The organism is Vibrio cyclitrophicus (genome assembly GCA_023206055.1).
Classification (GTDB): domain Bacteria; phylum Pseudomonadota; class Gammaproteobacteria; order Enterobacterales; family Vibrionaceae; genus Vibrio; species Vibrio cyclitrophicus_A.
Map to the genome: position 1 here is coordinate 1001214 of CP065366.1, position 24526 is coordinate 1025739.

The following is a 24526-nucleotide window of genomic DNA, read 5'->3' on the forward strand; positions in this document are numbered from 1 at the left end:
AAACACAGATAAGGAATTTAAATGAAATTACTAAAAATAGCCGTTTCAATATTATTCATATTCGTTCTTGCAGGGTGTGGACGTGTCCAACCTGTAATGAATGTTGAGGATACTCCAGTTGCACTTAATCTTCAAAGTAAACAGGTGAAATCAGCTATTTATGAGTCGGCTGAGAATCGAGGCTGGTTGGTTTCAGAAATAAAGCCTGGCTTGATACGTGCGGAGCTGTATGTTCGTTCACACCATGCTGTGGTTGAAATTCCTTATAGTGATAAGTTTTACTCTATTCTTTACGTTGAATCAGAGAATTTGAAGTATGACGATGGTGAAATACACCGTAATTACAACCGCTGGGTTAATAACTTAAACGTTGATATTAAACGTAAGCTTGCACAAATGGCTGCAGAGTAACCCTCTATTATTTTAAAGTTAGGTTTTTCGTGTCGGAATATAAATTAGATCCATTCAATGCATTAGAAGCAAAAACAGAAGCTCAAAAATTGTCTTTCGCTCCTATTGTTTTTCATACTGCTCGTACACTTCGTGATTTAGGTATTTTAAAAACCTTAGATGACGCGGGTAGTGATGGTTTACCAGCAGAGACGCTTTCTGAATTAACCGGAGTATCCGAGTACGGCGTGAAAGTTCTGCTCGATATGGCGTTGAGTGCTCATATTGTGACTTGGGAAAAGCCTAACTACAAAATGGCTAACCTTGGCTTCTACCTTCTGCACGATGGCATGACGAACGCAAACATGGATTTCACAGCTGATGTTTGTTACGCCGCGATGATGCATTTAACGGAAGCGATTGAAGAAGGTACACCTGCGGGCTTGAAAGAGCTGGGTGACTGGGAAACTATTTACCAAGGTTTGTCTCAATTGCCAGAAAAAGCAAAAGAGAGCTGGTTCAAGTTTGATCACTTCTATTCCGATCGTTCGTTCCCTGTTTTGCTTGAGAAAGTCTTCAACAAGAAACCTAAATCGCTGGTGGATATTGGCGGTAACACGGGTAAATGGGCAATGCAGTGCTGCAATCACGATGCAGACGTTGAAGTCACGATTGTCGATCTTCCGCAGCAGCTAGAAATGGCAATGGCAAACGCTAAGCAACATGGTCATCAAGATAGAGTGACGCCATTCCCAGCCAACATGCTCGACAAACAACAAGCGTTGCCGACGGGTGCGGATGTGTGGTGGATGAGCCAGTTCCTTGATTGCTTCTCGCCAATGGAAATTCTGAGCATATTAAAGCGTGTTCGCTCTCATATGTTAGAAGACGCGACTGTCTATATCCTTGAACTGTTTTGGGATGCACAGAAATACGATGCGGCTTCTTATAGCTTAAACGCGACTTCTCTTTACTTCACTTGCTTGGCCAACGGTAACAGCCGTTTTTATCGCAGTGAAGATTTCCTAGAGATTGTTGAAGAAGCTGGCTTTGAAGTGGTGACCCGTACCGACGATATCGGTCTTGGTCATACGCTTCTTGAATTGAAAGCTGGCGCGCAATAAAAAATAACAAACATGGCTTAAATTAATGAAAAAACTGTCAACTCAAGTGGTGATCATCGGAGCTGGGCCATCAGGGTCTATTGCCGCGTCTTTGCTTCATAAAAAAGGCATCGATGTTCGAGTGATTGAAAAGAGCCTTTTCCCGCGCTTTTCTATTGGCGAAAGCCTATTACCTGCTTGTATGGAAGTGATTGAACAAGCTGGGATGAGCGAAGCGGTGGCTGACGCTAATTTCCAATTTAAAGATGGTGCTGCTTTTCGTAAAAATGGTGTGTACACCGCGTTTAATTTTGAAGATAAGTTTTCTGCTGGGCCGGGAACCACGTTTCAGGTTCAACGAGGCACCTTTGATAAGGTTTTGGCGGATACGGCTGAGGCGCAAGGTGTTGCCATTGATTATCAACATGAGTTGATGGGCATTAACTTCACTGAAAACAATACCATTTTAGACGTACAAGTTATTGATGGAGAACGCTATCAACTAGAGGCTCAATACGTGCTGGATGGAAGTGGCTTTGGTCGTGTGCTACCTAAGATGCTTGATTTGGAAGAGCCATCATCGCTTCCTCCACGCAAAGCTATTTTCACGCACATTAACGATCATATTGCAGAGGCGGGTACCGACCTTGAATATGACCGCAACAAAATCCTGATCTCGGTTCACCCAACCAACCCTGATGTTTGGTATTGGTTGATCCCATTTAGTAATGGAGTTTCTTCGTTTGGTGTAGTAGGGGAGCCTAAGTTCTTTGAATCATACCCAGACGATAAGATTGCCGCGATTAAGCAATTGACAATGGAAGAGCCGGGTTTGGCTGAGATACTGGCAAACGCTGAGTACCCAAACCCTGCGGGTGAAATCGGGGGTTATTCAGCTAACGTGAAGCATCTTGCGACAGACAAATACGCATTGCTTGGTAATGCAGGTGAATTCCTTGACCCTGTGTTCTCATCCGGCGTGACGATTGCGATGAAGTCGGCTCAATTTGCGGTTGAGTGCGTGGAAAAGCAGCTCAACGGTGAGAAGGTTGATTGGGATCGTGATTATGCCGATCCATTGATGGTTGGCGTAAACACGTTTAGAACTTATGTTGAAGGATGGTACTCAGGTACTTTGCAGGATGTAATTTTCTATCAAGATCCCAACCCGAAGATTAAGCAGATGGTGTGCTCAATTTTGGCTGGCTACGCATGGGATCAAACCAATCCTTATGTGAAAGAGTCAAAGCGTCGATTGACGACACTGGCAGAGATCTGCCGAAGTTAGGTGGTCGATTTAGGGTGTAGCAACACACTAAAGCACCGTAATGACATAGCCTATAAATCAAAACAGCCGCAATGCGACTGTTTTTGTATCTGGTAAATATGGGAAGCTGATTCTCAGCTAACTCGCTCTACTGAGGTTGATACTATTTTAGGTCGATGCTGTTCAGTCGCCCCATAAAGATAAGCAGCTCAATCACATCTTTGTGAGCTTCAAGCAGTGCTCGTTTGGTTTGGCTATAAGCGGCAAGTCGGCCGTGCTTTCTGATGGAGCACACCTTAGTTTTGTATTTGTAGTCGCCGTTTTCTGAGAATACACGCCACTTAGCGATGTAGCATTCGTCGCGGTGTTCAGGATCACTCTGAGTTGGATTTGGCTTGAATACAATTTTAGGTTCTAGACTATGAGGCAGGCGCGTCATCAGGTAGGGCTCTTTGAGGACTTTGGGCCAGAACTTACCCCAAAGTTGTCTGCCTAACTCATCTCTTAACTTAATGGTTTTCTTCAGTGCTTTGTCTTCACCCATACGAACAAAGCCGACAGACCTATGTAGTACAGTGTCTTCGGGTGTATGAATGTGGATCTTAAAAGCGGTTTTACCTTTCGAGATAAAGCGGTAACCGGTAGCACCAATTAGATTATTCTGGCTCATAGTTTGCTAAATGATGATTATGTTATTAATAAGGTTACGACAAATACGTTAAAACCGAAACTAATCATCATGAAAAAAATAAAGCCTTAACAAAAGTGCTAAGGCTTTATTAGAAACTCTGAGACGAGAGTGTCGCTAACTACATGATTTTCTGCATCACATCACCAATTTGAATGCTTCCTGCAAGGCTTGGTTGATCAATCGTCAGTTCCGCTTCGTTTTCATAAACGCGAGAAACCGTTAGGGTAATGTCGCTTTGAGAAACCTTATTTCGTGGCAAGCCGCGTTGGTCGATAAACGAACCTGTGTGCCACAGCTGCAGCTTGTCACCATGTTGAACACCATGCATTCGGCCCAAATCAATGGTCACAGTATTGCCGTAGACCGCAGCAACCTCTGGAAGGGTGATCTTACATGATACTTCTGATTCCAAGTCCAACATGATATTACGGCTGACGCGAAGCATCATGCTGCCGTAAGTGGATGCCCAGAAGCGCGCGCTGCGTGTATCGACTTCACTGGTCTTGGCAAATGGCCATTTTGCTACTTCACGGTAGCTACGATTGTAAACTTGGTGACCTGTTTTACCGTCAAACACTTGCATCTCTAATGCAAACTGACGGTTGATAACGTCGTCTTTCAAAAGTTTAGATTCGATGGTCGCGGTTAAATCGGTAATGTCGCCGCCGATGATGTACTGCGCGCCTGTGTCTTGAGCGATCATCTTGATCACTTCAGGTCGACGCTTGTCGATGTCGTAGTTGGTTGTGCCGACAGACACAAAGCTGCGAGATTCTTGCGCAAGTTGCCTGTCAACCACGTGGCTGAAATCATCGCCGATGTTATAGATTCTTCCCATCACGGCTTGTTGAGGCGAGGTCACATCAATATTGCCGACCAAAAATGTCTTTTTGTATTGGCTCTCATGGCAAGCATTTGCCGAAGGGTAGATGTCGATCCTTGCGGTGATCATTAAATTGCCACCGCGTGTTCTCTCTTTATCAACCAAGATGTAGCGAACTTCGTGGTTGGTAAACTGGAACTCTTTCTTGCTCGCATCCAGATAGGGCGTGAGGTTGGATATACTACCTATATCAGCGCCTGAAAACTGAACAGCTTTGTAAACCGCGTCTTCCAGGGCGTGGATCCTTGCGTTTTCTTCTGTCGATACGATGGCTGCTGTACCGGTAACTTCATACCAAGAGGCATGAGCACTGAAGCTTATGGTTATCAGTGAACTTATTGAAAATAAGTAAGAAATTATTTTTTTCATCTATTCGTTACCAGTTGGGTATAAATATTGCTTAACAAATAACTATAAGCTTGAAGCTGACTTAAGTGCGTTTTTCTTAATCTGAACCATTAATGAAAAGCAAAGACTGTTCCAACATTGTAATCCATTGAAAAGAATAATGGTGAAAACATATTGGAACAGGTGGCACTAAAACTATCTGGAGATAAGAGAATGAAAAAGTGGCTCGTAGTAGTGAGTGTCATGTTATTGACCTCATGCGCTTATTCGCCAATCTATAACGGTAAGTCTGAGTATTCGGGCAGTCAGTTTATGTTGATGGATAGCCCTCGTCATACCATGGATTTTTTCGTGGAAAGTATGACCGAAGATCTGATCATTTCGAATACGAGTATCTCAGCAAGAACTCCGATAGCGATCACTTCGTTTGTTGATTTGCAACACATGGACACAACTAACTGGCTAGGAAACTCGGTATCAGAAGGTTTCATTCATCAGTTTCAACGTCGTGGCTTCAAGGTTGTTGATTTTAAAACGACAGGTTCTATCCAAGTGACTCACCAAGGTGACTTCGCGTTAAGCCGCGATTGGAAAGACTTAGCTCAAGAGCAAGACGTACAGTACGTACTGACAGGCACTATGCTCCGTCAAGAAGGTGGTGTTCTAGTGAATGCTCGTGTAGTTGGAATGCAAACACGTATAGTGGTGGCTTCTGCACAAGGCTTCTTGCCTGCAGACCGTATTGGTCGTGACCTAGATACTCTAAACAGTATTCGAACTCAAGATGGCGTTATCATTCGTTCTGACCCAACGATGACCCAGCCTTATACCGTTATTCTTCGCCCTTAGGAGTTCGAGATGAAGAAGTTAATATTTGTTGTCGCCGCTTTGTTGCTTGTTGGGTGCCAGCCATTGCAAAATATGAGGGCAGACGACTTCTTGGTTGCCGTTGGTTACGCGAGTATCAGTGAGCAGAAAGGTCGTAACGACGAAGAAAGACGTATCCGTGCGATGAGAGCCTCCAAGATTGATGCTTATCGTGAACTTGCAGAACAAGTCTATGGTATGCGTGTGAGTGGTCGAGCAGAGCTTGAAGATCAACGCCTTGGTACTGAACGTACTTCTGGTGCGGTTGATGGTGTAATCCGCGGTGCAGAAGTGGTGCGCAGTTACCCTGTGGGTGATAGCTATGTAACAGAGCTTCAGCTCGATATTCGTAAGATGGATAAGTTACGTGATTACGGTGAAGTGCAACCAGTACCTGAGAAGAGGCAGCAAACTCTGTTCTAATTTAGGTGTTTGAATTGAATATTCAATGATATTGGCTGCCACTCGCTTTCCAGGTGGCGTATCGGCAACCAATAACTGATATGAATAAAAAGCGGCAAGTATGAAGATACTTGCCGCTTTTTATTTATCGATTTTGTCAGGGCGCTCAAAGGCTGATTAGACGTTTTGATAAGGGATAACGACAGGAATAGTCTGGGATACAGATACAGATACAGATACAGATACAGATACAGATACAGATACAGATACAGATACAGGCAGAAGGTTAATAAGGGGTATTACTGAAGAGGGAGACTTAACTAGGCTTTTACGTTGGTTCCCAACGTAGAGATAGTATGCGTTTGACCACCGGCATTGTAGGTCATGCCAATTTTCCCGTGGCTTTGTTGCATCATATTGCTGAGTTTTTTGAAGCTAAGCTGTGCTCGATTCAAGGCTTCGCCATTCACAAGGTTCGCTTGCTGGCAATCGTGCACTATGGACTGGATCTTTGTAACTAACTGAGCGAGTTCAGGATTCTCGGTCAATTCTGATATGTTGGTATGGGCTGCGATTCGTTGATCGGTTGATCTTAGCTGTTCAACAAGGATCACTTTGTCTTTGGCAATTCGCTCAATATCGTTTGATTGTCGGCTCGTAATAGCGGTTTTCTCTGAACTTAATAATTCAGATAAGGCTTTGGCATTTTGAAGTTGAAAATTAACTAAATCTGCTAGTGCCGCCATAACGTAAACCTATTCATAACCTCGTGTGCTTTAAGACAATCGCTTCAATCAAAAGTGAGTGCTGGCTTAAAGACCTTTTAATTCATCTTCGAACTTGATCATGTTGTCTGCCAGTTTTTCTGGATCGACAGTGTATGAACCGTTCGAAATCGCTTCTTTGATCGCTGCTACTTTCACAGAATCAAAGCTTGGCTGTGCAGCCATATCTTGATGGAGCTGACCAATCGCTTTGCCTTGTTGGCTCAGTGAAACCGCATCTTTGCTTACTGGTGATTTAGTTGATACATCGGAGCGCGATGCCTCAGAACTAGAATCAGAGCGCACTGCTGAACGGTTAGTGGTCGTTAGGGTTTGCCCTGAACGAATATTATCGATGCCTGCCATAGTTAAGCCTTTTTCTTCAAAAATGGGAACCTGTACAGTCAATATCGACCAAGGGTTCGATTACTTTAGCAATTTTTAGCCCAATAGTCGAAAAGGGACAAAACACGGCAGCTGTAATATTCAGCGTTAGAATTGAGAGTAAAATCACTAACAATTACCACCCATTTAGAAGTAAAGCGTTAAAAGTAAACCGTGACTTCAGACATGCTGGTAACAATCCCTTCAATTATACGCTGTGATTTATCATTTTTCACTCTTACTTGATCACCCATAGATCCATCGGTAAGCGCAGTTCCTTTGGTGGTAATGGTCATGCCACCTTTTACTGCCTGTATGATAACCTTCTCGTTGCGACATACGACACAGATATCGCCTCTTTCAACAACATCTCCCGGTCTTAGGTTCTTTTTAACCTTGGCACCGACGACTTGCTCTGGAGCGGTGAAACCTTGGCGACGAAACTTGTTAAGAGAAATCATCGCGGTGGTCACATCGTATTGACCGACAATTTCGCCTCTTGCTAGTGCTCTGGTTGTCGTCACAAGCGGCACTGACATCGAAAGTCGCACCGGTACATAAACTCGCCACTCATCAGGAACACATTGCACTAAAACCGTAATGCTACTGCGGGTATTGGTGGTGGTTGAGGCGCTGGTCTCTAAAGGGGATGGGCAGTCTGTCGCTTTGATTCTTGAGTCAACATTTGCTGAATTAACAAAGAGTTCGCCGCCTCGTGGCTGTTCGACGGTATCAAGGATGTGCTGTTCCGCTGCAGATTGAATCATATCAATTTGTTCTGGGGTCGCAGCTTGTACAAAAAAACTAAACAATATTGATAAAATGCCGATAAACTTAGCGACAGTTTTAAAAGTAGCTCTACACATTGCTATGGAAAGAGGTGGCAAATTTGTTTTATAATACGTCATTCCGTTTCTCTGGTGGTTCGTAGCCTGCAGTAGACTAACACTTTTTATACAAAAAAGTTTGATATGGAGATGAGCTCATGACGGGTATTCTTGATTCGGTGAATCAGCGTACGCAACTCGTCGGTCAAAACCGATTAGAATTACTAACCTTTCGCCTAATGGGGCGTCAGCGTTACGGCATTAATGTCTTTAAAGTAAAAGAAGTGCTTCAATGCCCTAAGCTGACAAAGATGCCAAACTTGAACCCACTGGTTAAAGGTGTAGCACACATTCGGGGGCAAACGATCTCTGTGATCGACTTGAGCTTAGCGATTGGTGGCCGTCCTACAACGGATGTTGAAAAGTGTTTTGTGGTTATTTCTGAGTTTAACCGAACCATTCAAGGTTTCTTGGTCAGTTCAGTAGAGCGCATTATTAACATGCACTGGGAATCGATTCTTCCGCCGCCAGATGGCGCAGGTAGAGCTAACTACCTGACAGCGGTAACCAACATCGATAATGAATTAGTCGAAATTCTGGATGTTGAGAAGATCCTTGCAGAAATCTCGCCTGTTGATGAAACAATGGACAGCAAGATTGCTGAAGACATTGCGAAAGTTGAACAAGAGAAACCATTAGTTCGCCGTATCTTGATTGCTGATGACTCTACGGTTGCTCGTAAGCAGGTTCAGCGTGCGATTGAGTCGATCGGATTTGAAGTTATCTCGGTGAAAGATGGTAAAGAGGCCTATGAGAAGCTGGTGCAGATGTCATCGGAAGGCAATATTTACGACCAGATTTCGTTGGTGATTTCTGATATCGAAATGCCAGAAATGGATGGATACACGCTGACTGCTGAAATTCGTCGTCACGCCGAACTTAAAGACTTATACGTAATTTTACACTCATCATTGAGTGGTGTATTTAACCAAGCCATGGTTGAGCGTGTTGGAGCTAACTCCTTCATCGCTAAATTCAACCCGGATGAGCTTGGTGCAGCGGTAAAAGCTGCGTTAACTAACTAAAAGAGACATTAATGACTGCTATAACAATAAGTGATCAAGAGTATCGCGATTTCAGCCGTTTCTTAGAATCTCAATGTGGCATTGTATTAGGTGACAGCAAGCAGTATTTAGTGCGCAGTCGTCTAAGCCCATTAGTAACGAAGTTTAAGTTAGCTTCGTTGTCTGATTTGTTGAGAGATGTAGTAACAGGTCGAAACCGTGAGCTGCGTGTGGCTGCTGTCGATGCCATGACGACGAACGAGACACTTTGGTTCCGTGATACTTACCCGTTTGCTGTACTTGCGGATAAGCTTCTACCGGAAATAGCGGCAAATAAACGTCCTATTAAGATTTGGTCTGCGGCAAGCTCTTCAGGCCAAGAAGCGTACTCAATGGCAATGACGATTCTTGAAACTCAAGCTCGTAAGCCAGGTATGCTGCCAAATGTATCGATTACCGCAACTGACATTTCAGCAAGTATGTTAGATATGTGCCGCACCGGCGCTTACGACAACCTAGCATTGGGACGTGGGCTTTCTCCTGAGCGTCGTCGTACTTTCTTTGAAGATGCGGGCGATGGCCGTATGAAAGTGAAAGATAACGTCAAGCGCATGGTGAACTTCCGCCCTCAGAACCTGATGGACAGCTATGCATTGTTAGGCAAGTTCGACATCATTTTCTGTCGTAACGTGCTTATTTATTTCTCGCCTGATATGAAGTCAAAGGTACTTAACCAGATGGCAAATAGCCTAAACCCTGGTGGTTACTTACTATTGGGTGCGTCTGAATCGTTAACAGGCTTAACGGATCGTTTTGAAATGGTTCGCTGTAATCCAGGCATCATCTATAAATTAAAGTAACGAGCGGCACCGATATTAGGTGTAACGTTACCATCTAAATTTAAAACCCAGCCAAGTGCTGGGTTTTCTTTTTCCTGCTTAAGCTATATCTTTAAGTCAGAGTGACATTCCAATTTACTCTATTTTTTGGCTTGTATATTGCAAGTTTACCCACGAGTAACCTGTAAAAGTATTGATAGCCCGCTTTGTTTTAAAAGTTGGTATATATATTGCTTTGGTTATCTCATAACAGTCAGTTCTTGAGTTGAGGTTTACATGGCTATTTCTTTTGACAATGCTTTGGGCATTCACCAACACACGGTTGGTGTACGTGAGCGTAACGCTGAGGTGCTTTCCACCAATATCGCGCAAGCCAACACGCCTGGGTATAAAGCAAAAGGATTAGACTTTAAGAAATCACTGCAAGCGGCAAGTTCTGGGGCAAGCATTGGTCTTAGCCGTACAGATGGTCGGCACATTTCTGCCTCAACAACGGTTAACGGGGAAACGAAGTATCGAATTCCTACACAACCTGATACAGGAGATGGCAACACGGTTGATTTGGATTTGGAAAGAAACCTTTTCATGCAAAACCAAATTAGGCATCAAGCCTCTCTCGACTTCTTAGGAAGTAAGTTCAAGAATTTAACTAAAGCGATTAAAGGGGAATAATTAGATGAGTTTATTTAATGTATTCAATGTAACTGGTTCTGCGATGAGTGCTGAATCTGTTCGTCTAAATACGACCTCGAGTAACCTTGCGAACGCGGACAGTGTAAGTAGTTCTGCTGAAGAAACTTACAAGGCTCGTCACGCAGTGTTCGGCGCTGAGTTAAATAAAGCACGCAACAGTGGTCACACTGTGCCTGTGAAAGTATTAGGTATTGTTGAAAGCGATAAGCCGCTTAGTGCGGAGTACAACCCGGATCACCCATTAGCGAACAACGAAGGCTATATCTACAAGCCTAACGTGAACGTTATGGAAGAAATGGCAAACATGATTTCGGCATCACGTGCGTACCAAACAAACGTACAGGTTGCTGACTCGAGTAAACAAATGCTGCTGCGTACGCTGCAGATGGGTCAATAAGGATAAGGAGGTAGCACATGGCTGGAATCAACAACAATGTTGGTCAAAGCGGCTTGTCCTATGTTGACCAGCTGAAGAGTCTTCAAGATGGCGCTAAAAAGCCCGACGAAACAACAGGTAAGCAAGATCTTAAACAAGAAGACTTCTTATCTTTGTTGACTAAGCAATTAGCACAACAAGACCCTTTTAAGCCGGTTAGCAATGACCAGATGATTGCGCAAATGGCTTCATTTGCGACCGTAGATGGCATTGGCAAAATGAATACACAGTTTGAAAGCTTGAATTCATCAATGACCTCTAACCAAGCACTGCAGGCATCCTCTTTGGTTGGCCGCGATGTATTGGTTCCTGGTGCGGCAGGTGTAAAACCCGGTGATGGCGGTATGGCGTCAATGGTTAAACTTCCTCAAGCAATGGAAAATGTAATGGTCCGTGTTGAGAACGAAGTTGGCCAATTGGTTCGCACTTTTGATATCGGCTCTAAACCATCAGGTGATACACGTGTTGAATGGGACGGAAAAGACGAAGACGGTAACCCATTGCCGGCCGGTAAATACAACGTGAAAGCGTCAGGTTTATTGGATGGCGAGAACACAGAGTTCCAAGTGTCCAGTTATGCGAACGTGAACAGTGTGCTTCTTGGTAAGGGTGATGGCAACGTACTACTCAATCTGGCTGGTTTCACATCGCCAGTACGACTTGCTGAAGTACTAGAAGTTGGTAAAGCGTAACGCTTTAAAAGAGTGATTATGCTAGCTAGAGAGATTAGGAGAATATTGGAATGTCATATGTAGCTTTAAGCGGTCTATCCGCTGCACAACTAGACCTGAATACAACCAGTAACAACATTGCGAACGCAAACACATTTGGCTTTAAAGAGTCTCGTGCGGAGTTTGGTGATGTTTATTCAAGCTCGTTGTTCACTAACGGAAAAACCACCCCAGGTGGCGGTGCGCAAGCTAGCAAAGTTGCACAACAGTTCCATGAAGGTTCAAGTATTTATACCAACAACCCAATGGATTTGAGAGTTAGTGGTACTGGTTTCTTTGCTGTAGCTAAAGATCGTATGGTGCCAGAGATTAATGAGTTAACTCGTAATGGAGCATTTCACCTAAATAAAGATAACTACATGGTAACCTCAAATGATGAATTTCTTCTTGGTTATGCAGTTGATCCTGAAAGTGGTGAAGTATCTTCATATGCCCCAAAGCCATTAAGCATTCCTGCTGAGTTTGGTAAGCCAAAGCAAACCGGTAATATTGAAGTAGGAGTTAACCTTCCTGCAAATGGTGATCTTAAAGACCCGGCTGCGTTTAACTTCAATGATTCTGATACTTATAATCGTTCAACATCTTCGACGGTATACGATTCAATGGGGCAGTCTTACAAGTTAACGACTTACTACCTCAAAGACCAAACCCAACCTAATACTTGGCAAACTTATTACACCATGACTGATGGTGAAGGTGAGAAGCCAGTAAATATTACCGGTGGTGATGCGACAAATTCACAAGGCCATATCGGTCACACTATGCGCTTTAACAATGACGGTACTTTAGCGAATTTAAATAACGGCCAGCCGATTATTTCTGAGCAGTTAGGTGCAGGTACAACTCCGATTGATTTAAATGGTGCCGATGTAACTCAAACACTTAATTTCGGTCTAGACTCGTCAACTCAGTTTGCTGCTCCATTTGAATTGACTAAATTTGATGAAGATGGTGCAACCACGGGTTTCCTTACTAAGGTTGATTTTGATGAGGCCGGCAGTGTTCTAGGTACTTACTCAAATGGTGAAAACGTGATGCTTGGTCGTGTTGGTTTGGTACGTGTACCTAATGAGCAAGGCCTGGATAAGAAAGGCGGCACGCAATGGGATTCTACTAGTTACTCTGGTGATAAGATCTGGGGTGAATCGAACAAAGGTTCATTTGGTAGTATCAACAACGGGTCACTAGAGCAATCGAACATCGATATGACTCAAGAACTGGTTGATTTGATTTCTGCTCAACGTAACTTCCAAGCGAACTCGCGTTCTCTAGAAGTACACAACCAACTGCAACAGAACATTCTTCAGATTCGTTAATCGTTTCGAGCGTTTGAATCATCTGCGAATACCCAATTCAATGTTATTGAATTGGGTATTGTTGGTGAATTTGATATGGCCGTTTGCTTTTCTATTTGCCGCCCCTATTGCCGCACGGTAATGCCACTGGCAACAATTCTTCCTCAATGATCCTTCTGTGATCCCTCTTCTTAGTTGTTTTCTATTTAAATTATTGATAAATAACAGTTAAAAATATTGGCACAGTGTTTGCTTTATTAGCCCCAGAAGATGATTTTTGGAGCAAAATTATGGATCGCGCACTGTTTCTTGCCATGAGTGGCGCTAAGCAAAATATGCAAGCTTTGCAGCTACGTGCTAACAACCTTGCCAACGTAAGTACAACGGGTTTTCGTGCTGATTTAGCACAAGCACGTTCAATGCAAGCGTACGGTGAAGGCATGCCTACTCGTGTTTTCAGCATGACAGAACGTCCGGGTCATAATTTCGCACAAGGTAGTGTGGTCACCACTGGCCGCGATCTCGATGTCACGATACAAGGTGATGGCTGGATTTCGGTAATGGACAACACTGGCCGTGAAGGTTTAACACGTAACGGTAACCTAAAGGTTGACCAAAATGGTTTGCTAACTAACGCAAGCGGTCATTTGGTGTTAGGCGAGAACGACGCACCCATCACGCTACCTATTCCTATTAGTAAAGTAGAAATCGGCACAGACGGTACTATTTCGGTGATTCCTCAAGGCGCTCCAGCTGAAGAATTAGCGATTGTCGACCGTATTAAACTTGTGCGTCCAGATAATCAAAGCTTATTTAAAGACACGAATGGTCTATTCCGTTCGAAAAACCCAGATCAGGCATACGAAGCAGATGCAGCGGTAACGTTGCTAAAAGGTGCCATCGAAGGCAGTAACGTAAATGCTGTCGGTGAGATGACCAGCCTAATTGAATTACAACGTCAATTCGAAATGCAGGTCAAGATGATGAGCACAGCAGAGGAAATGGACAAGTCGTCTGATTCACTGCTTCGTATGAGCTAATAGAATTTAAAGGAATTTGCTATGCATCCAGCATTATGGGTAAGTAAAACAGGTTTAGACGCCCAACAAACCAATATCTCAACCATTTCAAACAACCTTGCCAACGCCTCGACCATTGGTTTTAAAAAGAGTCGTGCGGTATTTGAAGATTTGTTCTATCAGAACATCAATCAGCCGGGTGGCCAATCGTCTCAGAATACTGAGTTGCCAAGTGGTTTGATGTTGGGTGCCGGTTCTAAAGTTGTGGCAACTCAAAAAGTTCACACTCACGGTAACGCACAAACGACATCGAACAGCTTAGATATGATGATCGAAGGTGATGGCTTCTTCCAAGTGGAAATGCCAGACGGTGAAACAGGCTACAGCCGAAATGGTCAGTTCACACTGAACGGTGATGGCGCGATCGTAACTTCGGGCCAAGGTTATGCTCTGCAACCAGAAATCGTTATTCCTGAAGATGCGATTTCGGTGACGGTTGGTAACGATGGTGAAGTATCGGTTCGTCTACGTGGTGAGCAAAACAACGTAGTCGTAGGCCAAATCACCATCACAGACTTCGTAAACCCAGGCGGTTTAGAACCAGTAGGTCAAAACCTTTACTTGCCAACCGGTGCAAGTGGTGACCCACAAGAAGGTGTCCCGGGTTTTGATGGCCTAGGTAATATCCGCCAATCGATGCTAGAAACATCGAACGTAAACGTAACCGAAGAGCTGGTTAATATGATTGAAGCTCAGCGTGTATACGAAATGAACTCGAAAGTTATCTCGTCGGTAGACAAGATGATGAGCTTTGTTAACCAACAGCTGTAATTGGTTTATTTGCCGTTTACTTACTTATTTACGATTAATAGATCTGTTTCTAGTGGATAGACGAGTTTCTATTCATTGATCTATTTACCATTGCCTGCTGAGAGTATATCGCCATGAAACGTATTTTTTGTTTAGCCCTGGTTTTGTCTATGACAGGCTGTGCTGTACTAGATCCTATTGAAACTCCAGCGCAAGAGAACGCGACCACAGTGGTTGATGCGGTAGAAGGTGATAAGTCGGCAGATGAAAGCTCTGGCATTATCGACACGCTTCGTGGCAGAACCGACCCAATCGCGGGTGATCCAGCATGGGCGCCAATCAATCCAAAAGAAAAACCAGAACATTACGCAGCGGCAACAGGCTCACTGTTCAATATCAATCATATTGGCAGCATGTACGATGACTCAAAACCGCGTGGCATTGGTGACATTATTACCGTAGCGCTAGATGAGAATACTCGAGCGACCAAAAAAGCCAATGCCGACATGTCTAAGTCGAATGATGCCTCTATGGAACCCCTGGCTGTAGGCGGCCAAGAGCTGACGATCGACAAGTACAACTTCTCTTATGACCTGAGCAACACCAATACCTTTGCAGGTGATGCGTCAGCCAACCAAAGTAACAGCATCAGCGGCTATATTACCGTTGAAGTTATCGAAGTCTTAGCCAATGGCAATCTAGTGGTTCGTGGTGAAAAGTGGATGACACTGAATACGGGTGATGAGTACATCCGTCTAAGCGGCACTATACGTCCAGACGATATTGATTTCGAAAATACCATCGCTTCAAACCGTGTTTCTAACGCACGAATTCAGTACTCAGGGACTGGCGTGCAAAAAGATATGCAAGAGCCTGGATTCTTGGCACGATTCTTTAATGTATCACTGTAGAGCTTGAGAGGGTGTCGACATACTGACAGCTTCTATCGCGCACCATATCTAGCTAAGCTATTATAAATTAAAGCAATACAGACAGGTTACTCAATGAAAAAACTAACACTCGTACTATTCGGCATGCTATTTCTTGCCACCAGTGCCCATGCTGCGCGTATCAAAGACGTGGCAAAAGTGGCGGGTGTTCGTAGTAACCAACTTGTTGGCTACGGTTTGGTGACAGGTTTGCCGGGTACAGGTGAGACAACTCCCTTTACCGATCAAACATTTAACGCGATGCTGCAAAATTTTGGCATCCAATTGCCGCCCGGCACTAAGCCAAAAACAAAAAACGTAGCGGCCGTTATTGTGACTGCTGAATTGCCAGCCTTCTCTAAGCAAGGTCAGGAAGTTGACGTAACCGTATCTTCTATCGGTTCGGCAAAAAGCTTACGTGGTGGCACACTGATACAGACCTTCTTGAAAGGTCTAGACGGTCAAGTGTATGCGGTCGCGCAAGGTAACTTGGTAGTAAGCGGCTTTAGTGCACAAGGTAACGACGGTTCTAAGATTGTCGGCAACAACCCTAATGTTGGCATCATTTCTAGCGGCGCAACAGTAGAACAAGAGATCCCAACCCCATTTGGCCGTGGCGACTACATCACCTTTAACCTAATCCAATCAGATTTTACAACGGCTCAGCGTATGGCTGATGCGGTTAACAATTTCTTAGGTCCACAAATGGCATCTGCGGTTGACGCGACGTCAGTAAAAGTTCGCGCTCCTAGAGAAATCAGCCAACGTGTGGCTTTCCTCTCTGCCATCGAAAACATCGAATTCGATCCTGCAGAGGGCTCTGCAAAAATCATCGTTAACTCACGTACTGGTACGATTGTGGTTGGTAAGCACGTTCGACTAAGAGCGGCGGCGGTAACCCACGGTGGTATGACGGTTGCAATCAAAGAAAATCTAAACGTAAGTCAACCGAATGCATTCTCTGGTGGCCAAACGGTAGTGGTTCCTGATTCCGATATTGAGATTACGGAAGGCGATGGCAAGATGTTCAAATTTGAACCTGGCTTAACGCTGGACGATTTGGTCCGCGCAGTCAATGAAGTGGGCGCTGCACCTTCTGATTTAATGGCAATCCTTCAAGCACTGAAACAAGCGGGTGCGATTGAAGGCCAGTTGATCATTATCTAAGGAGTAAAGCATGATTAAGAACAACAATGACATCGGCTTTATTCACGACATCGGCAGCTTAGACCGTCTTCGTCAACAAGCAGTAAACGGTGAAGAAGGCAGTGAAAAAGAAGCACTCACAGCAGCTGCAAAACAGTTTGAATCGATTTTTACGTCGATGCTGTTTAAGTCGATGCGTGATGCAAACTCTAGTTTCAAGTCAGATATGCTGAACAGCCAGAACGAGCAGTTCTATCGTCAGATGCAAGATGACCAAATGGCGAGTGAACTCAGTGCATCAGGTTCACTTGGTCTTGCGGATATGATTGTTGCTCAGCTAAGTGCAGGCCAAGCAAGTGATGCGACAGAAGATAAGGTTCGTAGTGAAGGTTTTGATACTTCACTGCAAAGACCTCAGTATTCAGGCCGTTCAGAAGAGAAATTCTCTGAAGTTCAATCAGCTAAGTCAGCAACAGCCATGTCAGCAGCAAAACAACCCGCTTCATTTGATTCTCCAGAATCGTTTGTTACGTCGATGAAGCCTTACGCTGAAAAAGCGGCGAGCGCACTCGGTGTTGACTCGTCACTGCTATTGGCACAAGCAGCACTTGAAACAGGTTGGGGCTCTAAGATGATTAAGAACTCTTTGGGCAACAGTAATAACCTATTCAACATCAAAGCAGATAGAAGTTGGAAGGGCGATAAGGTCGCGACTCAAACGCTTGAGTTCCATGGCAAAACAGCCGTTAAAGAGTCAGCGTCTTTCCGTTCTTACTCTAATTTCGAAGATAGCTTTAATGATTACGTGAAGTTCTTGAACGAAAACCCAAGATACGAAACAGCGCTACAGCATCAAGGAAATTCAGAGAATTTCATCAAAGGCATTCATCAGGCTGGTTACGCAACTGACCCTAACTATGCAGAAAAGGTGTTGCGAGTTAAAGCCAAGATTGATGAGATGAACTAGCGTCATTAATCAACATTGAGAGCTTGCTACTGGCAGGCTCTTTTCTTATCTGCTACCTCAAATCTTGCTGCGTTATCCAAAGTTATCTCCTTACACTTCAATAAATTATTGTCCTTTAGTTCTTATCTGTCTCTATTGGCACATATATTGCTTTTTAAACTGGTAGTTAATCAGTTCATCCTGATTTTGTTAAGTTTTTTGGGGGCATTATGGCGTCGGATCTTCTGAATGTAGGGGCACAAAGTGTTCTTACCGCTCAGAGACAGCTAAACACCACAGGTCATAACATTTCTAACGCCAACACAGAGGGCTATAGCCGCCAATCTGTGATTCAAGGTGTGAATGACCCGCGCCAGTACGGTGGTCAAACCTACGGTATGGGTGTGCATGTGGAAAATGTTCGCCGCTCTTGGGACCAATTTGCCGTCAATGAACTTAACCTATCGACAACCAATGCCGCCAATAAAGGTGATACCGAAGCCAATCTAAACATGCTGTCGAGCATGTTGTCATCGGTTGCTTCGAAGAAGATTCCAGAAAACCTTAATGAATGGTTTGATTCAGTTAAAACATTGGCCGATACACCGAATGACGTTGGTGCGCGCAAGGTTGTATTAGAAAAAGCTGGGTTATTAAGTAAAACGTTGAATGAGTTTCATGAAACGGTTCGCCAACAGTCTGATTCTACGAACAAAAAATTAGACATGGGTATTGAGCGAGTAAACCAACTTGCTTACGAAATCCGTGACGTTCAACGCTTAATGATGCGAACTCCTGGGCCTCATAACGACCTACGAGATCAGCACGAAAAGCTAATTAATGAGCTTTCTGGTTACACCAAAGTGACGGTAACGCCGCGTTCGAATGCCGAAGGATTTAACGTTCATATCGGTAATGGTCACACCTTGGTTTCAGGTAGTGAAGCAAGTCAACTGAAAATGGTTGATGGCTTGCCCGATGCGCATCAACGTCGTTTAGCGATTGTTGAAGGTAAGTCTTTAAAACCGATCACCAGCAGTGATATCGATGGAAAAATTGGTGCCATGCTAGACATGAGAGACGAGCATATTCCAGCAATCATGGATGAGCTTGGCCGTTTGGCGACCGCGTTTTCATACGAAGTAAATAGTCTTCAAGAACAAGGTTTGGATCTTAACGGCAACGTAGGTAAGGACCTGTTTACCGATGTGAACTCAGAGCGGGTGGCAAAATCTCGTGTCACGGCTAGCGGGCAATCAAAAGCCGATGTTGCGGTATATATTGAGGATACCTCTGCCCTAAAAGGCGGTGAGTATGGCCTGAAATACGATGGCAGTGATTATGTCGTGACTAAGCCGAATGGTGAGAGCGTTAAGATGGCAACCGACTCTAGCGGTAGCGCTTTTTATCTTGATGGCATGCGAGTGGAAGTACGTAATCCTCCTGAACTAGGAGAGAAACTGTTACTGCGTCCAACGCGTAACTTTGCCGCTCAGATTCAGATGGAAACCAAAGATCCAAAAGACATCGCTGCTCAAAGCTATGAAGCTTCGACCACGTTTGCCAAGGGTACTGCTGGGTTCAAAATCATAGAGGCGGGTCAGCTGCGTGAGTTTGAAGTGATTGTTTCACCAAAAGGTGAGCAGTTTGCTGTGACTGACCTGAAAGGTAATATTTTAATGCAGCCGCAGCCGTACCCACCACAAGGACCTGTGACCATCAATGGCACGACCTTTGAGTTAACCGGTGGCGCGGTGGCAAACGATAAATTTACGGCAAACCTTGTCCCATCAGAAGGTGATAACGGAAACCTACGTAAACTACAAGATCTCCAAACAGGCAAGATCTTGAATGATGGTGAGTCTACGATTTTAGAACTTTACCACAACTTGAATACCAATACGGGCTTGAAGTCTTCAACGGCAAATCGCTTGAATGATATCGCAACGTTAGAAAAGCAGTCAGCTCAAGAACGTATTGCTTCGATCTCGGGAGTTAACCTCGATGAAGAAGCGGCAAATATGATGAAATTCCAACAAGCGTATATGGCCTCTTCACGCATCATGCAAGCAGCCAACGATACGTTTAACACTATTTTGGCTCTGAGATAGGAAGGTATAAATGTTGAATCGTATCTCTAGCTTCCATAATTATCAGTCAGTACAAAATGACTTGCGCCGCCAAGAGAACAAGGTGCATCACAACCAAGCACAACTCGCTTCGGGCAAAAAGTTACAGTCGCCAAGTGATGACCCATTGGCAACGCACTATTTACAGAACATTGGTCAGCAGTCAGAACAACTCAAGCAATATGGTGACGCAATCGTCTTGGTTCGTAATCGATTAGAACATCAAGAAGTCATGATTTCTAATTCGGAGGATTTTGCTGATGAAGCAAAACGTACCGTGATGGAAATGGTCAACGGCTCATTATCTCCAGAAGACCGCCTTGCAAAGAGACGCGAAATTCAAGAGTTAGCGAGTAATTTTTTGCATATGTCTAACTCCCAAGATGAGTCGGGTAACTATACATTTGCAGGAACAAAACCTAAGAATCAGCCATTTTTCCGAGATAATGAAGGTCATGTCAGTTATGCCGGTGATGATTATCAACGCAAGATGCGTGTGGCAAGCAGTTTTGAAATGGCGATGAATGATCCGGGTAGCAAGCTGTTTATGGAGATCGATAATCCATTCGGTGATTATGAACCTCAATATGATTTGCAGCCAGCCTCTGCATTGTTACTTGAAAGAGCAACAAACGAATCTTTGCAAGACGAATCAACCTACAAAATTACTTTTGTAGATATGCAAAATGGCAAATTTGCTTATCAACTCGAAAAAGATGGTAGCACGGTTTCCGTAGAAGATTTTGAACCGTCTAAAGGTATTGAATATGAAGGCTTGAGTATTCAAATCAAAGGTCAAATTACCAAAGGTGATTCGATAACCTTGGAACCAAGAAGCTCTTTTTCAATATTTGATACCTTTCAAGATGCAGCACTACTTGCAGAATCATCAGTGTCCGATGCATCAGCAACCGCAAAATTACAACAAGTAACCGAAGAGTTCCATGCTGCTTTTATTCATTTGACTAAGGCTAGAACGGATGTTGGTGCGCGGTTGAATACGCTAGATATCCAAGAACAGCAACATGAAGATTTTAAGTTGTCTTTAGCGAAAGCAAAAAGCAACTTTGAAGACTTGGATTACTCGAAGGCAATCATTGAATTCAATGAAAACTCTAGAGCATTACAAGCTTCTCAACAAGCGTTTGGTAAAACCAAAGACCTGACCTTGTTTAACTATATTTAATAATCAATCGATATATAGCGGTGAATTAACACTCACCATTGAAGTTAGATTCTTTGCCGTATGTGCTATGCCGTACGAGCGAATTACTTCAACCTTTACCGTTTTTTTTATACAGGATGATATCTGTTTGAGAATAGCGGCAAAAAGCGGCAATGGGCGAATGAAGGTACCTTTGTTTCCTACGCTAGTTAAACCAAATTAAGTTAAGTTTTAATTTAAGTGATTGATTTTATGTATATTAAAAATTAATCAAAACAGTATTAAACTTGGCATATAACTTGTATCTGTGTTGGTCATAAAATGATTTATACAGATCTTAAACCCTGCATAGGGTTTAGCGAGTAATACACGGTCAGTGCTTATCCATATGAGAGTAAAGCTGGCCGCTTCGCAGAAAGTTTGCGAACTCATAAGGAGAGCAAAATGGCTATTAATGTAAGCACTAACGTTTCTGCTATGACAGCACAGCGTTACCTGAATAAAGCGTCTAATGATTTAGCGACCTCAATGGAGCGTTTGTCATCAGGGCATAAAATCAACAGTGCGAAAGATGATGCAGCCGGTCTGCAAATTTCTAACCGTTTAACGGCACAATCACGTGGTTTAGACGTGGCAATGCGCAATGCCAATGATGGTATTTCAATTGCACAAACCGCTGAAGGTGCGATGAATGAATCAACTAACGTACTACAACGTATGCGAGACCTAGCTATTCAATCATCTAACGGAACTAACACCGCAGCTGAACGTACCGCGCTCAATGAAGAATCATCGGCGCTTCAAGATGAGCTTAACCGTATCGCGGAAACCACATCTTTTGGTGGCCGTCGTCTATTGAACGGCTCCTTTGGTGAAGCGTCATTCCAGATTGGTGCAAGCTCTGGTGAAGCAATGATCATGGGACTCACTAGTGTTCGTGCTGATGACTTCCGCATGGGTGGTACGACGTTTGATTCTGAGAATGGTAAAGATAAGAGTTGGGAAGTGCCTGCTCAAGCTCGCGACCTTAAGCTCGAATTCAAAACTAAAGCGGGTGAAGACATCGTTTTAGATATCAATACCAAAGCGGGTGATGATATCGAAGAGCTCGCGACTTATATTAATGGTCAATCGGACCTTGTGAACGCATCGGTTACTGATGATGGTCGCATTCAACTATTCGTTGCTGAACCTGATCTTGAGGGAGCAATGTCTATCTCTGGTGGCCTAGCGTCTGAGCTAGGTATTAAGAGCGAAGGTCGCGCAACATCGGTTCAAGATATTAGTTTGATGAGTGTTGCAGGATCACAGAATGCTATTAGCGTGATTGATTCTGCAATGAAATACGTAGATTCACAGCGTGCTGATTTGGGTGCGAAACAGAACCGTCTAAGCCACAGTATTAATAACTTAGCAAACGTTCAAGAGAACGTAGACGCTTCAAACAGCCGAATCAAAGATACGGACTTTGCGAAAGAGACGACGCAAATGACCAAGTCACAAATTCTGCAGCAAGCAGGTACTTCGATACTTGCTCAAGCAAAACAGTTGCCTAACTCTGCAATGACACTATTGCAATAGTTATTGGTTGAACTTGCTGCTCGTGTTCAGACGTGAGCCATGCAGCAAGGGAAACTGGCAAGCATACTTACTATGAGTGTTTAGCTCTCTCATCTCTCACCTGCTATTCATTTTTACGGTAAGAATGCAACGGCGCGTCAGAAATGTGTTCATTTCTCGATGATCTCCACACAGGCTCTGACCTGCCAACTAGCCCCGGTTCTCTCAAAGGAAAAGGGGCTTTTTCCTTTCTGTTTTGCTATTTATTTTCCTGCGAATTTTCTCGCTCTACCTTTCTAAAATTTCTAGTTGATTGTTCTTCTTCACGGTAAATAATTTCATCTATTACACAAGAACTGCCTAATCAAGAGATCTTTTGCGATTGATCATTTCTCCGCCTTGAGCAATTTAGACGACGATTCGAACGTTTTTTAAACAGTTCAAGATCTTTTCTCAATTGAAATCTATCGCTGTATTAGAAAGTCGTCAAAATTAAGTTATTGATAAATATTAAATTAATATTTTTTTTGTGGTTTTTTAAAAGTTTTCCTAAAGCTTCTGATTTTCGCGCCGTTATTAAAAGTAACTTTGAGAGAACTACTTGGTTTTCCGAGACGTCGGAAACCGCTATACCGGAAAATCAATTGGAGAAATCACCATGGCAGTGAATGTAAATACAAACGTATCAGCGATGACAGCGCAACGTTACCTAAACAACGCAAACAGCGCGCAACAAACATCAATGGAGCGTTTAGCTTCAGGCTCTAAAATCAACAGCGCAAAAGATGACGCTGCGGGCCTACAAATCTCTAACCGTTTGAACGTTCAGAGCCGCGGCCTTGATGTTGCTGTTCGTAACGCGAACGATGGTATCTCTATTGCACAAACTGCTGAAGGTGCAATGAACGAGACAACAAACATCCTGCAACGTATGCGTGATTTGTCTCTACAATCTTCAAATGGCTCAAACTCAAAATCTGAGCGTGTAGCGATTCAAGAAGAAGTAACAGCACTAAACGACGAACTGAACCGTATTGCAGAAACGACGTCTTTTGGTGGCAACAAGCTACTTAACGGTACTCACGGTACTAAATCATTCCAAATCGGTGCGGATAACGGCGAAGCGGTAATGCTTCAGCTGAAAGACATGCGCTCTGATAACGCTCAGATGGGTGGTAAGAGCTACCAAACTGACAACGCAAAAGACAAAGACTGGAACGTTCAAGCGGGCTCTAACGACCTGAAAATGACGTTTACAGACAACTTTGGTCAAGCTCAAGAAGTCGATATCAGCGCAAAATCGGGTGACGATATCGAAGAGCTAGCAACGTACATCAATGGTCAACAAGACTCTGTAAAAGCGTCGGTAACTGAAGATGGCAAGCTACAAATGTTTGCAGGCAACAATAAGGTTGAAGGCAGTGTTGAATTCTCTGGTGCGCTTGCGGGTGAACTAGGTATGCAAGCTGGCAAAGAAGTGACGGTTGATACTATTGACGTAACGTCTGTAGGTGGCGCTCAAGAATCAGTTGCTGTTATCGATGCGGCACTTAAATACGTAGACAGCCACCGTGCTGAGCTAGGTGCTTTCCAAAACCGTTTCGACCACGCTATCAGCAACTTAGACAACATTAACGAGAACGTTAACGCATCTAAGAGCCGTATTAAAGATACCGATTTCGCGAAAGAAACGACTCAGATGACTAAGTCTCAGATCCTTTCTCAAGCTTCAAGCTCGATTCTTGCTCAAGCGAAGCAAGCGCCGAACTCGGCACTTAGCCTACTAGGTTAATCGATTAAAAAGCCACGTTGGTTATAAGCGCTGTTGATCATAAGCG

At 43.8% G+C, this 24526-nt stretch carries 25 protein-coding genes; 20 read left to right on the forward strand and 5 right to left on the reverse strand.

The features are described 5' to 3' along the window. The first annotated feature begins 21 nt into the window (after positions 1-21). Genes ITG09_04480 through ITG09_04490 form a run of 3 tightly spaced genes read left to right on the forward strand, consistent with a single transcriptional unit; the run spans position 22 to position 2781 of the window. Positions 22-411, forward strand: coding sequence for a hypothetical protein (locus ITG09_04480; protein UPR52892.1), 390 nt, complete (start codon positions 22-24; stop codon positions 409-411). A 29-nt stretch (positions 412-440) separates the two neighbouring features. Beyond that, positions 441-1514, forward strand: a complete 1074-nt coding sequence (locus ITG09_04485) for a methyltransferase domain-containing protein (protein ID UPR52893.1) — start codon at positions 441-443, stop codon at positions 1512-1514. A 25-nt stretch (positions 1515-1539) separates the two neighbouring features. Continuing rightward, positions 1540-2781, forward strand: coding sequence for a tryptophan 7-halogenase (locus tag ITG09_04490; protein UPR52894.1), 1242 nt, complete (start codon positions 1540-1542; stop codon positions 2779-2781). Positions 2782-2923: 142 nt separating this feature from the next. Here the strand turns inward: ITG09_04490 and ITG09_04495 are convergent, their stop codons facing one another. Together ITG09_04495 and ITG09_04500 are read right to left on the reverse strand one after the other, a co-directional pair. Then, complete coding sequence (locus ITG09_04495; protein UPR52895.1) at positions 2924-3430, reverse strand: Fe3+-citrate ABC transporter substrate-binding protein; 507 nt, start codon at positions 3428-3430, stop codon at positions 2924-2926. Positions 3431-3569: 139 nt separating this feature from the next. After that, a complete protein-coding gene (locus ITG09_04500; protein ID UPR52896.1) occupies positions 3570-4703 on the reverse strand; it encodes a flagella assembly protein FlgT in 1134 nt (377 codons plus the stop codon). Between the two features lie 192 nt (positions 4704-4895). Here ITG09_04500 and ITG09_04505 point away from each other — a divergent pair, with 192 nt between their 5' ends. After that, positions 4896-5531, forward strand: a complete 636-nt coding sequence (locus ITG09_04505) for a hypothetical protein (GenBank protein ID UPR52897.1) — start codon at positions 4896-4898, stop codon at positions 5529-5531. Positions 5532-5540: 9 nt separating this feature from the next. Further along, on the forward strand, positions 5541-5972 hold the full coding sequence (flgP, locus tag ITG09_04510; GenBank protein ID UPR52898.1) for a flagellar assembly lipoprotein FlgP: 432 nt from the start codon (positions 5541-5543) through the stop codon (positions 5970-5972). A gap of 299 nt (positions 5973-6271) precedes the next feature. Here flgP and flgN read toward each other — a convergent pair whose 3' ends face one another. The 3 genes from flgN to flgA all read right to left on the reverse strand — a co-directional run bounded on the left by flgN (position 6272) and on the right by flgA (position 8007). Next, the gene (flgN, locus tag ITG09_04515; protein UPR52899.1) at positions 6272-6697 is read right to left on the reverse strand and encodes a flagellar export chaperone FlgN; all 426 of its coding nucleotides are present in this window, start codon (positions 6695-6697) and stop codon (positions 6272-6274) included. A gap of 66 nt (positions 6698-6763) precedes the next feature. After that, on the reverse strand, positions 6764-7081 hold the full coding sequence (gene flgM / locus ITG09_04520) for a flagellar biosynthesis anti-sigma factor FlgM (protein ID UPR52900.1): 318 nt from the start codon (positions 7079-7081) through the stop codon (positions 6764-6766). Between the two features lie 179 nt (positions 7082-7260). Next, positions 7261-8007, reverse strand: a complete 747-nt coding sequence (gene flgA, locus ITG09_04525) for a flagellar basal body P-ring formation protein FlgA (protein UPR52901.1) — start codon at positions 8005-8007, stop codon at positions 7261-7263. A 77-nt stretch (positions 8008-8084) separates the two neighbouring features. Here flgA and ITG09_04530 point away from each other — a divergent pair, with 77 nt between their 5' ends. The 15 genes from ITG09_04530 to ITG09_04600 all read left to right on the forward strand — a co-directional run bounded on the left by ITG09_04530 (position 8085) and on the right by ITG09_04600 (position 24480). Further along, positions 8085-9011, forward strand: coding sequence for a chemotaxis protein CheV (locus tag ITG09_04530; GenBank protein ID UPR52902.1), 927 nt, complete (start codon positions 8085-8087; stop codon positions 9009-9011). Positions 9012-9022: 11 nt separating this feature from the next. Next, on the forward strand, positions 9023-9850 hold the full coding sequence (locus ITG09_04535; protein ID UPR52903.1) for a protein-glutamate O-methyltransferase: 828 nt from the start codon (positions 9023-9025) through the stop codon (positions 9848-9850). Between the two features lie 255 nt (positions 9851-10105). Beyond that, positions 10106-10501, forward strand: a complete 396-nt coding sequence (gene flgB, locus ITG09_04540; protein UPR52904.1) for a flagellar basal body rod protein FlgB — start codon at positions 10106-10108, stop codon at positions 10499-10501. A 4-nt stretch (positions 10502-10505) separates the two neighbouring features. Next, on the forward strand, positions 10506-10919 hold the full coding sequence (flgC, locus tag ITG09_04545; GenBank protein UPR52905.1) for a flagellar basal body rod protein FlgC: 414 nt from the start codon (positions 10506-10508) through the stop codon (positions 10917-10919). Positions 10920-10936: 17 nt separating this feature from the next. Next, the gene (gene flgD, locus ITG09_04550) at positions 10937-11650 is read left to right on the forward strand and encodes a flagellar hook assembly protein FlgD (protein ID UPR52906.1); all 714 of its coding nucleotides are present in this window, start codon (positions 10937-10939) and stop codon (positions 11648-11650) included. A 50-nt stretch (positions 11651-11700) separates the two neighbouring features. Beyond that, on the forward strand, positions 11701-13005 hold the full coding sequence (gene flgE, locus ITG09_04555; GenBank protein UPR52907.1) for a flagellar hook protein FlgE: 1305 nt from the start codon (positions 11701-11703) through the stop codon (positions 13003-13005). Positions 13006-13274: 269 nt separating this feature from the next. After that, positions 13275-14024 carry a flagellar basal-body rod protein FlgF gene (flgF, locus tag ITG09_04560; protein ID UPR52908.1) on the forward strand — a complete coding sequence of 250 codons (750 nt, stop codon included), beginning with the start codon at positions 13275-13277 and terminating at the stop codon, positions 14022-14024. 21 nt (positions 14025-14045) lie between these two features. Next, positions 14046-14834 (forward strand): flagellar basal-body rod protein FlgG, encoded by a 789-nt coding sequence (gene flgG, locus ITG09_04565; protein ID UPR52909.1) that lies wholly within the window; start codon positions 14046-14048, stop codon positions 14832-14834. Positions 14835-14947: 113 nt separating this feature from the next. Further along, entirely contained in the window at positions 14948-15724 is a 777-nt protein-coding gene (flgH, locus tag ITG09_04570; protein ID UPR52910.1) for a flagellar basal body L-ring protein FlgH, read from the forward strand. Positions 15725-15817: 93 nt separating this feature from the next. Continuing rightward, positions 15818-16909, forward strand: a complete 1092-nt coding sequence (locus ITG09_04575) for a flagellar basal body P-ring protein FlgI (protein UPR52911.1) — start codon at positions 15818-15820, stop codon at positions 16907-16909. 10 nt (positions 16910-16919) lie between these two features. Beyond that, positions 16920-17855 (forward strand): flagellar assembly peptidoglycan hydrolase FlgJ, encoded by a 936-nt coding sequence (gene flgJ / locus ITG09_04580; GenBank protein ID UPR52912.1) that lies wholly within the window; start codon positions 16920-16922, stop codon positions 17853-17855. 209 nt (positions 17856-18064) lie between these two features. Further along, positions 18065-19945, forward strand: a complete 1881-nt coding sequence (gene flgK / locus ITG09_04585) for a flagellar hook-associated protein FlgK (GenBank protein ID UPR52913.1) — start codon at positions 18065-18067, stop codon at positions 19943-19945. A 10-nt stretch (positions 19946-19955) separates the two neighbouring features. Continuing rightward, on the forward strand, positions 19956-21149 hold the full coding sequence (gene flgL, locus ITG09_04590) for a flagellar hook-associated protein FlgL (protein UPR52914.1): 1194 nt from the start codon (positions 19956-19958) through the stop codon (positions 21147-21149). Between the two features lie 423 nt (positions 21150-21572). Next, positions 21573-22709, forward strand: coding sequence for a flagellin (locus ITG09_04595; GenBank protein ID UPR52915.1), 1137 nt, complete (start codon positions 21573-21575; stop codon positions 22707-22709). 637 nt (positions 22710-23346) lie between these two features. Continuing rightward, positions 23347-24480, forward strand: a complete 1134-nt coding sequence (locus tag ITG09_04600) for a flagellin (protein UPR52916.1) — start codon at positions 23347-23349, stop codon at positions 24478-24480. The last annotated feature ends 46 nt before the right edge of the window (positions 24481-24526 follow it).

Coding starts and splice junctions, on each gene's coding strand:
- ITG09_04480 (UPR52892.1), top strand. CDS start 22: ATGAAATTACTAAAAATAGCCGTTTCAATATTATTCATATTCGTTCTT.
- ITG09_04490 (UPR52894.1), top strand. CDS start 1,540: ATGAAAAAACTGTCAACTCAAGTGGTGATCATCGGAGCTGGGCCATCA.
- ITG09_04495 (UPR52895.1), bottom strand. CDS start 3,430: ATGAGCCAGAATAATCTAATTGGTGCTACCGGTTACCGCTTTATCTCG.
- ITG09_04500 (UPR52896.1), bottom strand. CDS start 4,703: ATGAAAAAAATAATTTCTTACTTATTTTCAATAAGTTCACTGATAACC.
- ITG09_04505 (UPR52897.1), top strand. CDS start 4,896: ATGAAAAAGTGGCTCGTAGTAGTGAGTGTCATGTTATTGACCTCATGC.
- flgP (UPR52898.1), top strand. CDS start 5,541: ATGAAGAAGTTAATATTTGTTGTCGCCGCTTTGTTGCTTGTTGGGTGC.
- flgN (UPR52899.1), bottom strand. CDS start 6,697: ATGGCGGCACTAGCAGATTTAGTTAATTTTCAACTTCAAAATGCCAAA.
- flgM (UPR52900.1), bottom strand. CDS start 7,081: ATGGCAGGCATCGATAATATTCGTTCAGGGCAAACCCTAACGACCACT.
- flgA (UPR52901.1), bottom strand. CDS start 8,007: ATGACGTATTATAAAACAAATTTGCCACCTCTTTCCATAGCAATGTGT.
- ITG09_04530 (UPR52902.1), top strand. CDS start 8,085: ATGACGGGTATTCTTGATTCGGTGAATCAGCGTACGCAACTCGTCGGT.
- ITG09_04535 (UPR52903.1), top strand. CDS start 9,023: ATGACTGCTATAACAATAAGTGATCAAGAGTATCGCGATTTCAGCCGT.
- flgB (UPR52904.1), top strand. CDS start 10,106: ATGGCTATTTCTTTTGACAATGCTTTGGGCATTCACCAACACACGGTT.
- flgC (UPR52905.1), top strand. CDS start 10,506: ATGAGTTTATTTAATGTATTCAATGTAACTGGTTCTGCGATGAGTGCT.
- flgD (UPR52906.1), top strand. CDS start 10,937: ATGGCTGGAATCAACAACAATGTTGGTCAAAGCGGCTTGTCCTATGTT.
- flgE (UPR52907.1), top strand. CDS start 11,701: ATGTCATATGTAGCTTTAAGCGGTCTATCCGCTGCACAACTAGACCTG.
- flgF (UPR52908.1), top strand. CDS start 13,275: ATGGATCGCGCACTGTTTCTTGCCATGAGTGGCGCTAAGCAAAATATG.
- flgG (UPR52909.1), top strand. CDS start 14,046: ATGCATCCAGCATTATGGGTAAGTAAAACAGGTTTAGACGCCCAACAA.
- flgH (UPR52910.1), top strand. CDS start 14,948: ATGAAACGTATTTTTTGTTTAGCCCTGGTTTTGTCTATGACAGGCTGT.
- ITG09_04575 (UPR52911.1), top strand. CDS start 15,818: ATGAAAAAACTAACACTCGTACTATTCGGCATGCTATTTCTTGCCACC.
- flgJ (UPR52912.1), top strand. CDS start 16,920: ATGATTAAGAACAACAATGACATCGGCTTTATTCACGACATCGGCAGC.
- flgK (UPR52913.1), top strand. CDS start 18,065: ATGGCGTCGGATCTTCTGAATGTAGGGGCACAAAGTGTTCTTACCGCT.
- flgL (UPR52914.1), top strand. CDS start 19,956: ATGTTGAATCGTATCTCTAGCTTCCATAATTATCAGTCAGTACAAAAT.
- ITG09_04595 (UPR52915.1), top strand. CDS start 21,573: ATGGCTATTAATGTAAGCACTAACGTTTCTGCTATGACAGCACAGCGT.
- ITG09_04600 (UPR52916.1), top strand. CDS start 23,347: ATGGCAGTGAATGTAAATACAAACGTATCAGCGATGACAGCGCAACGT.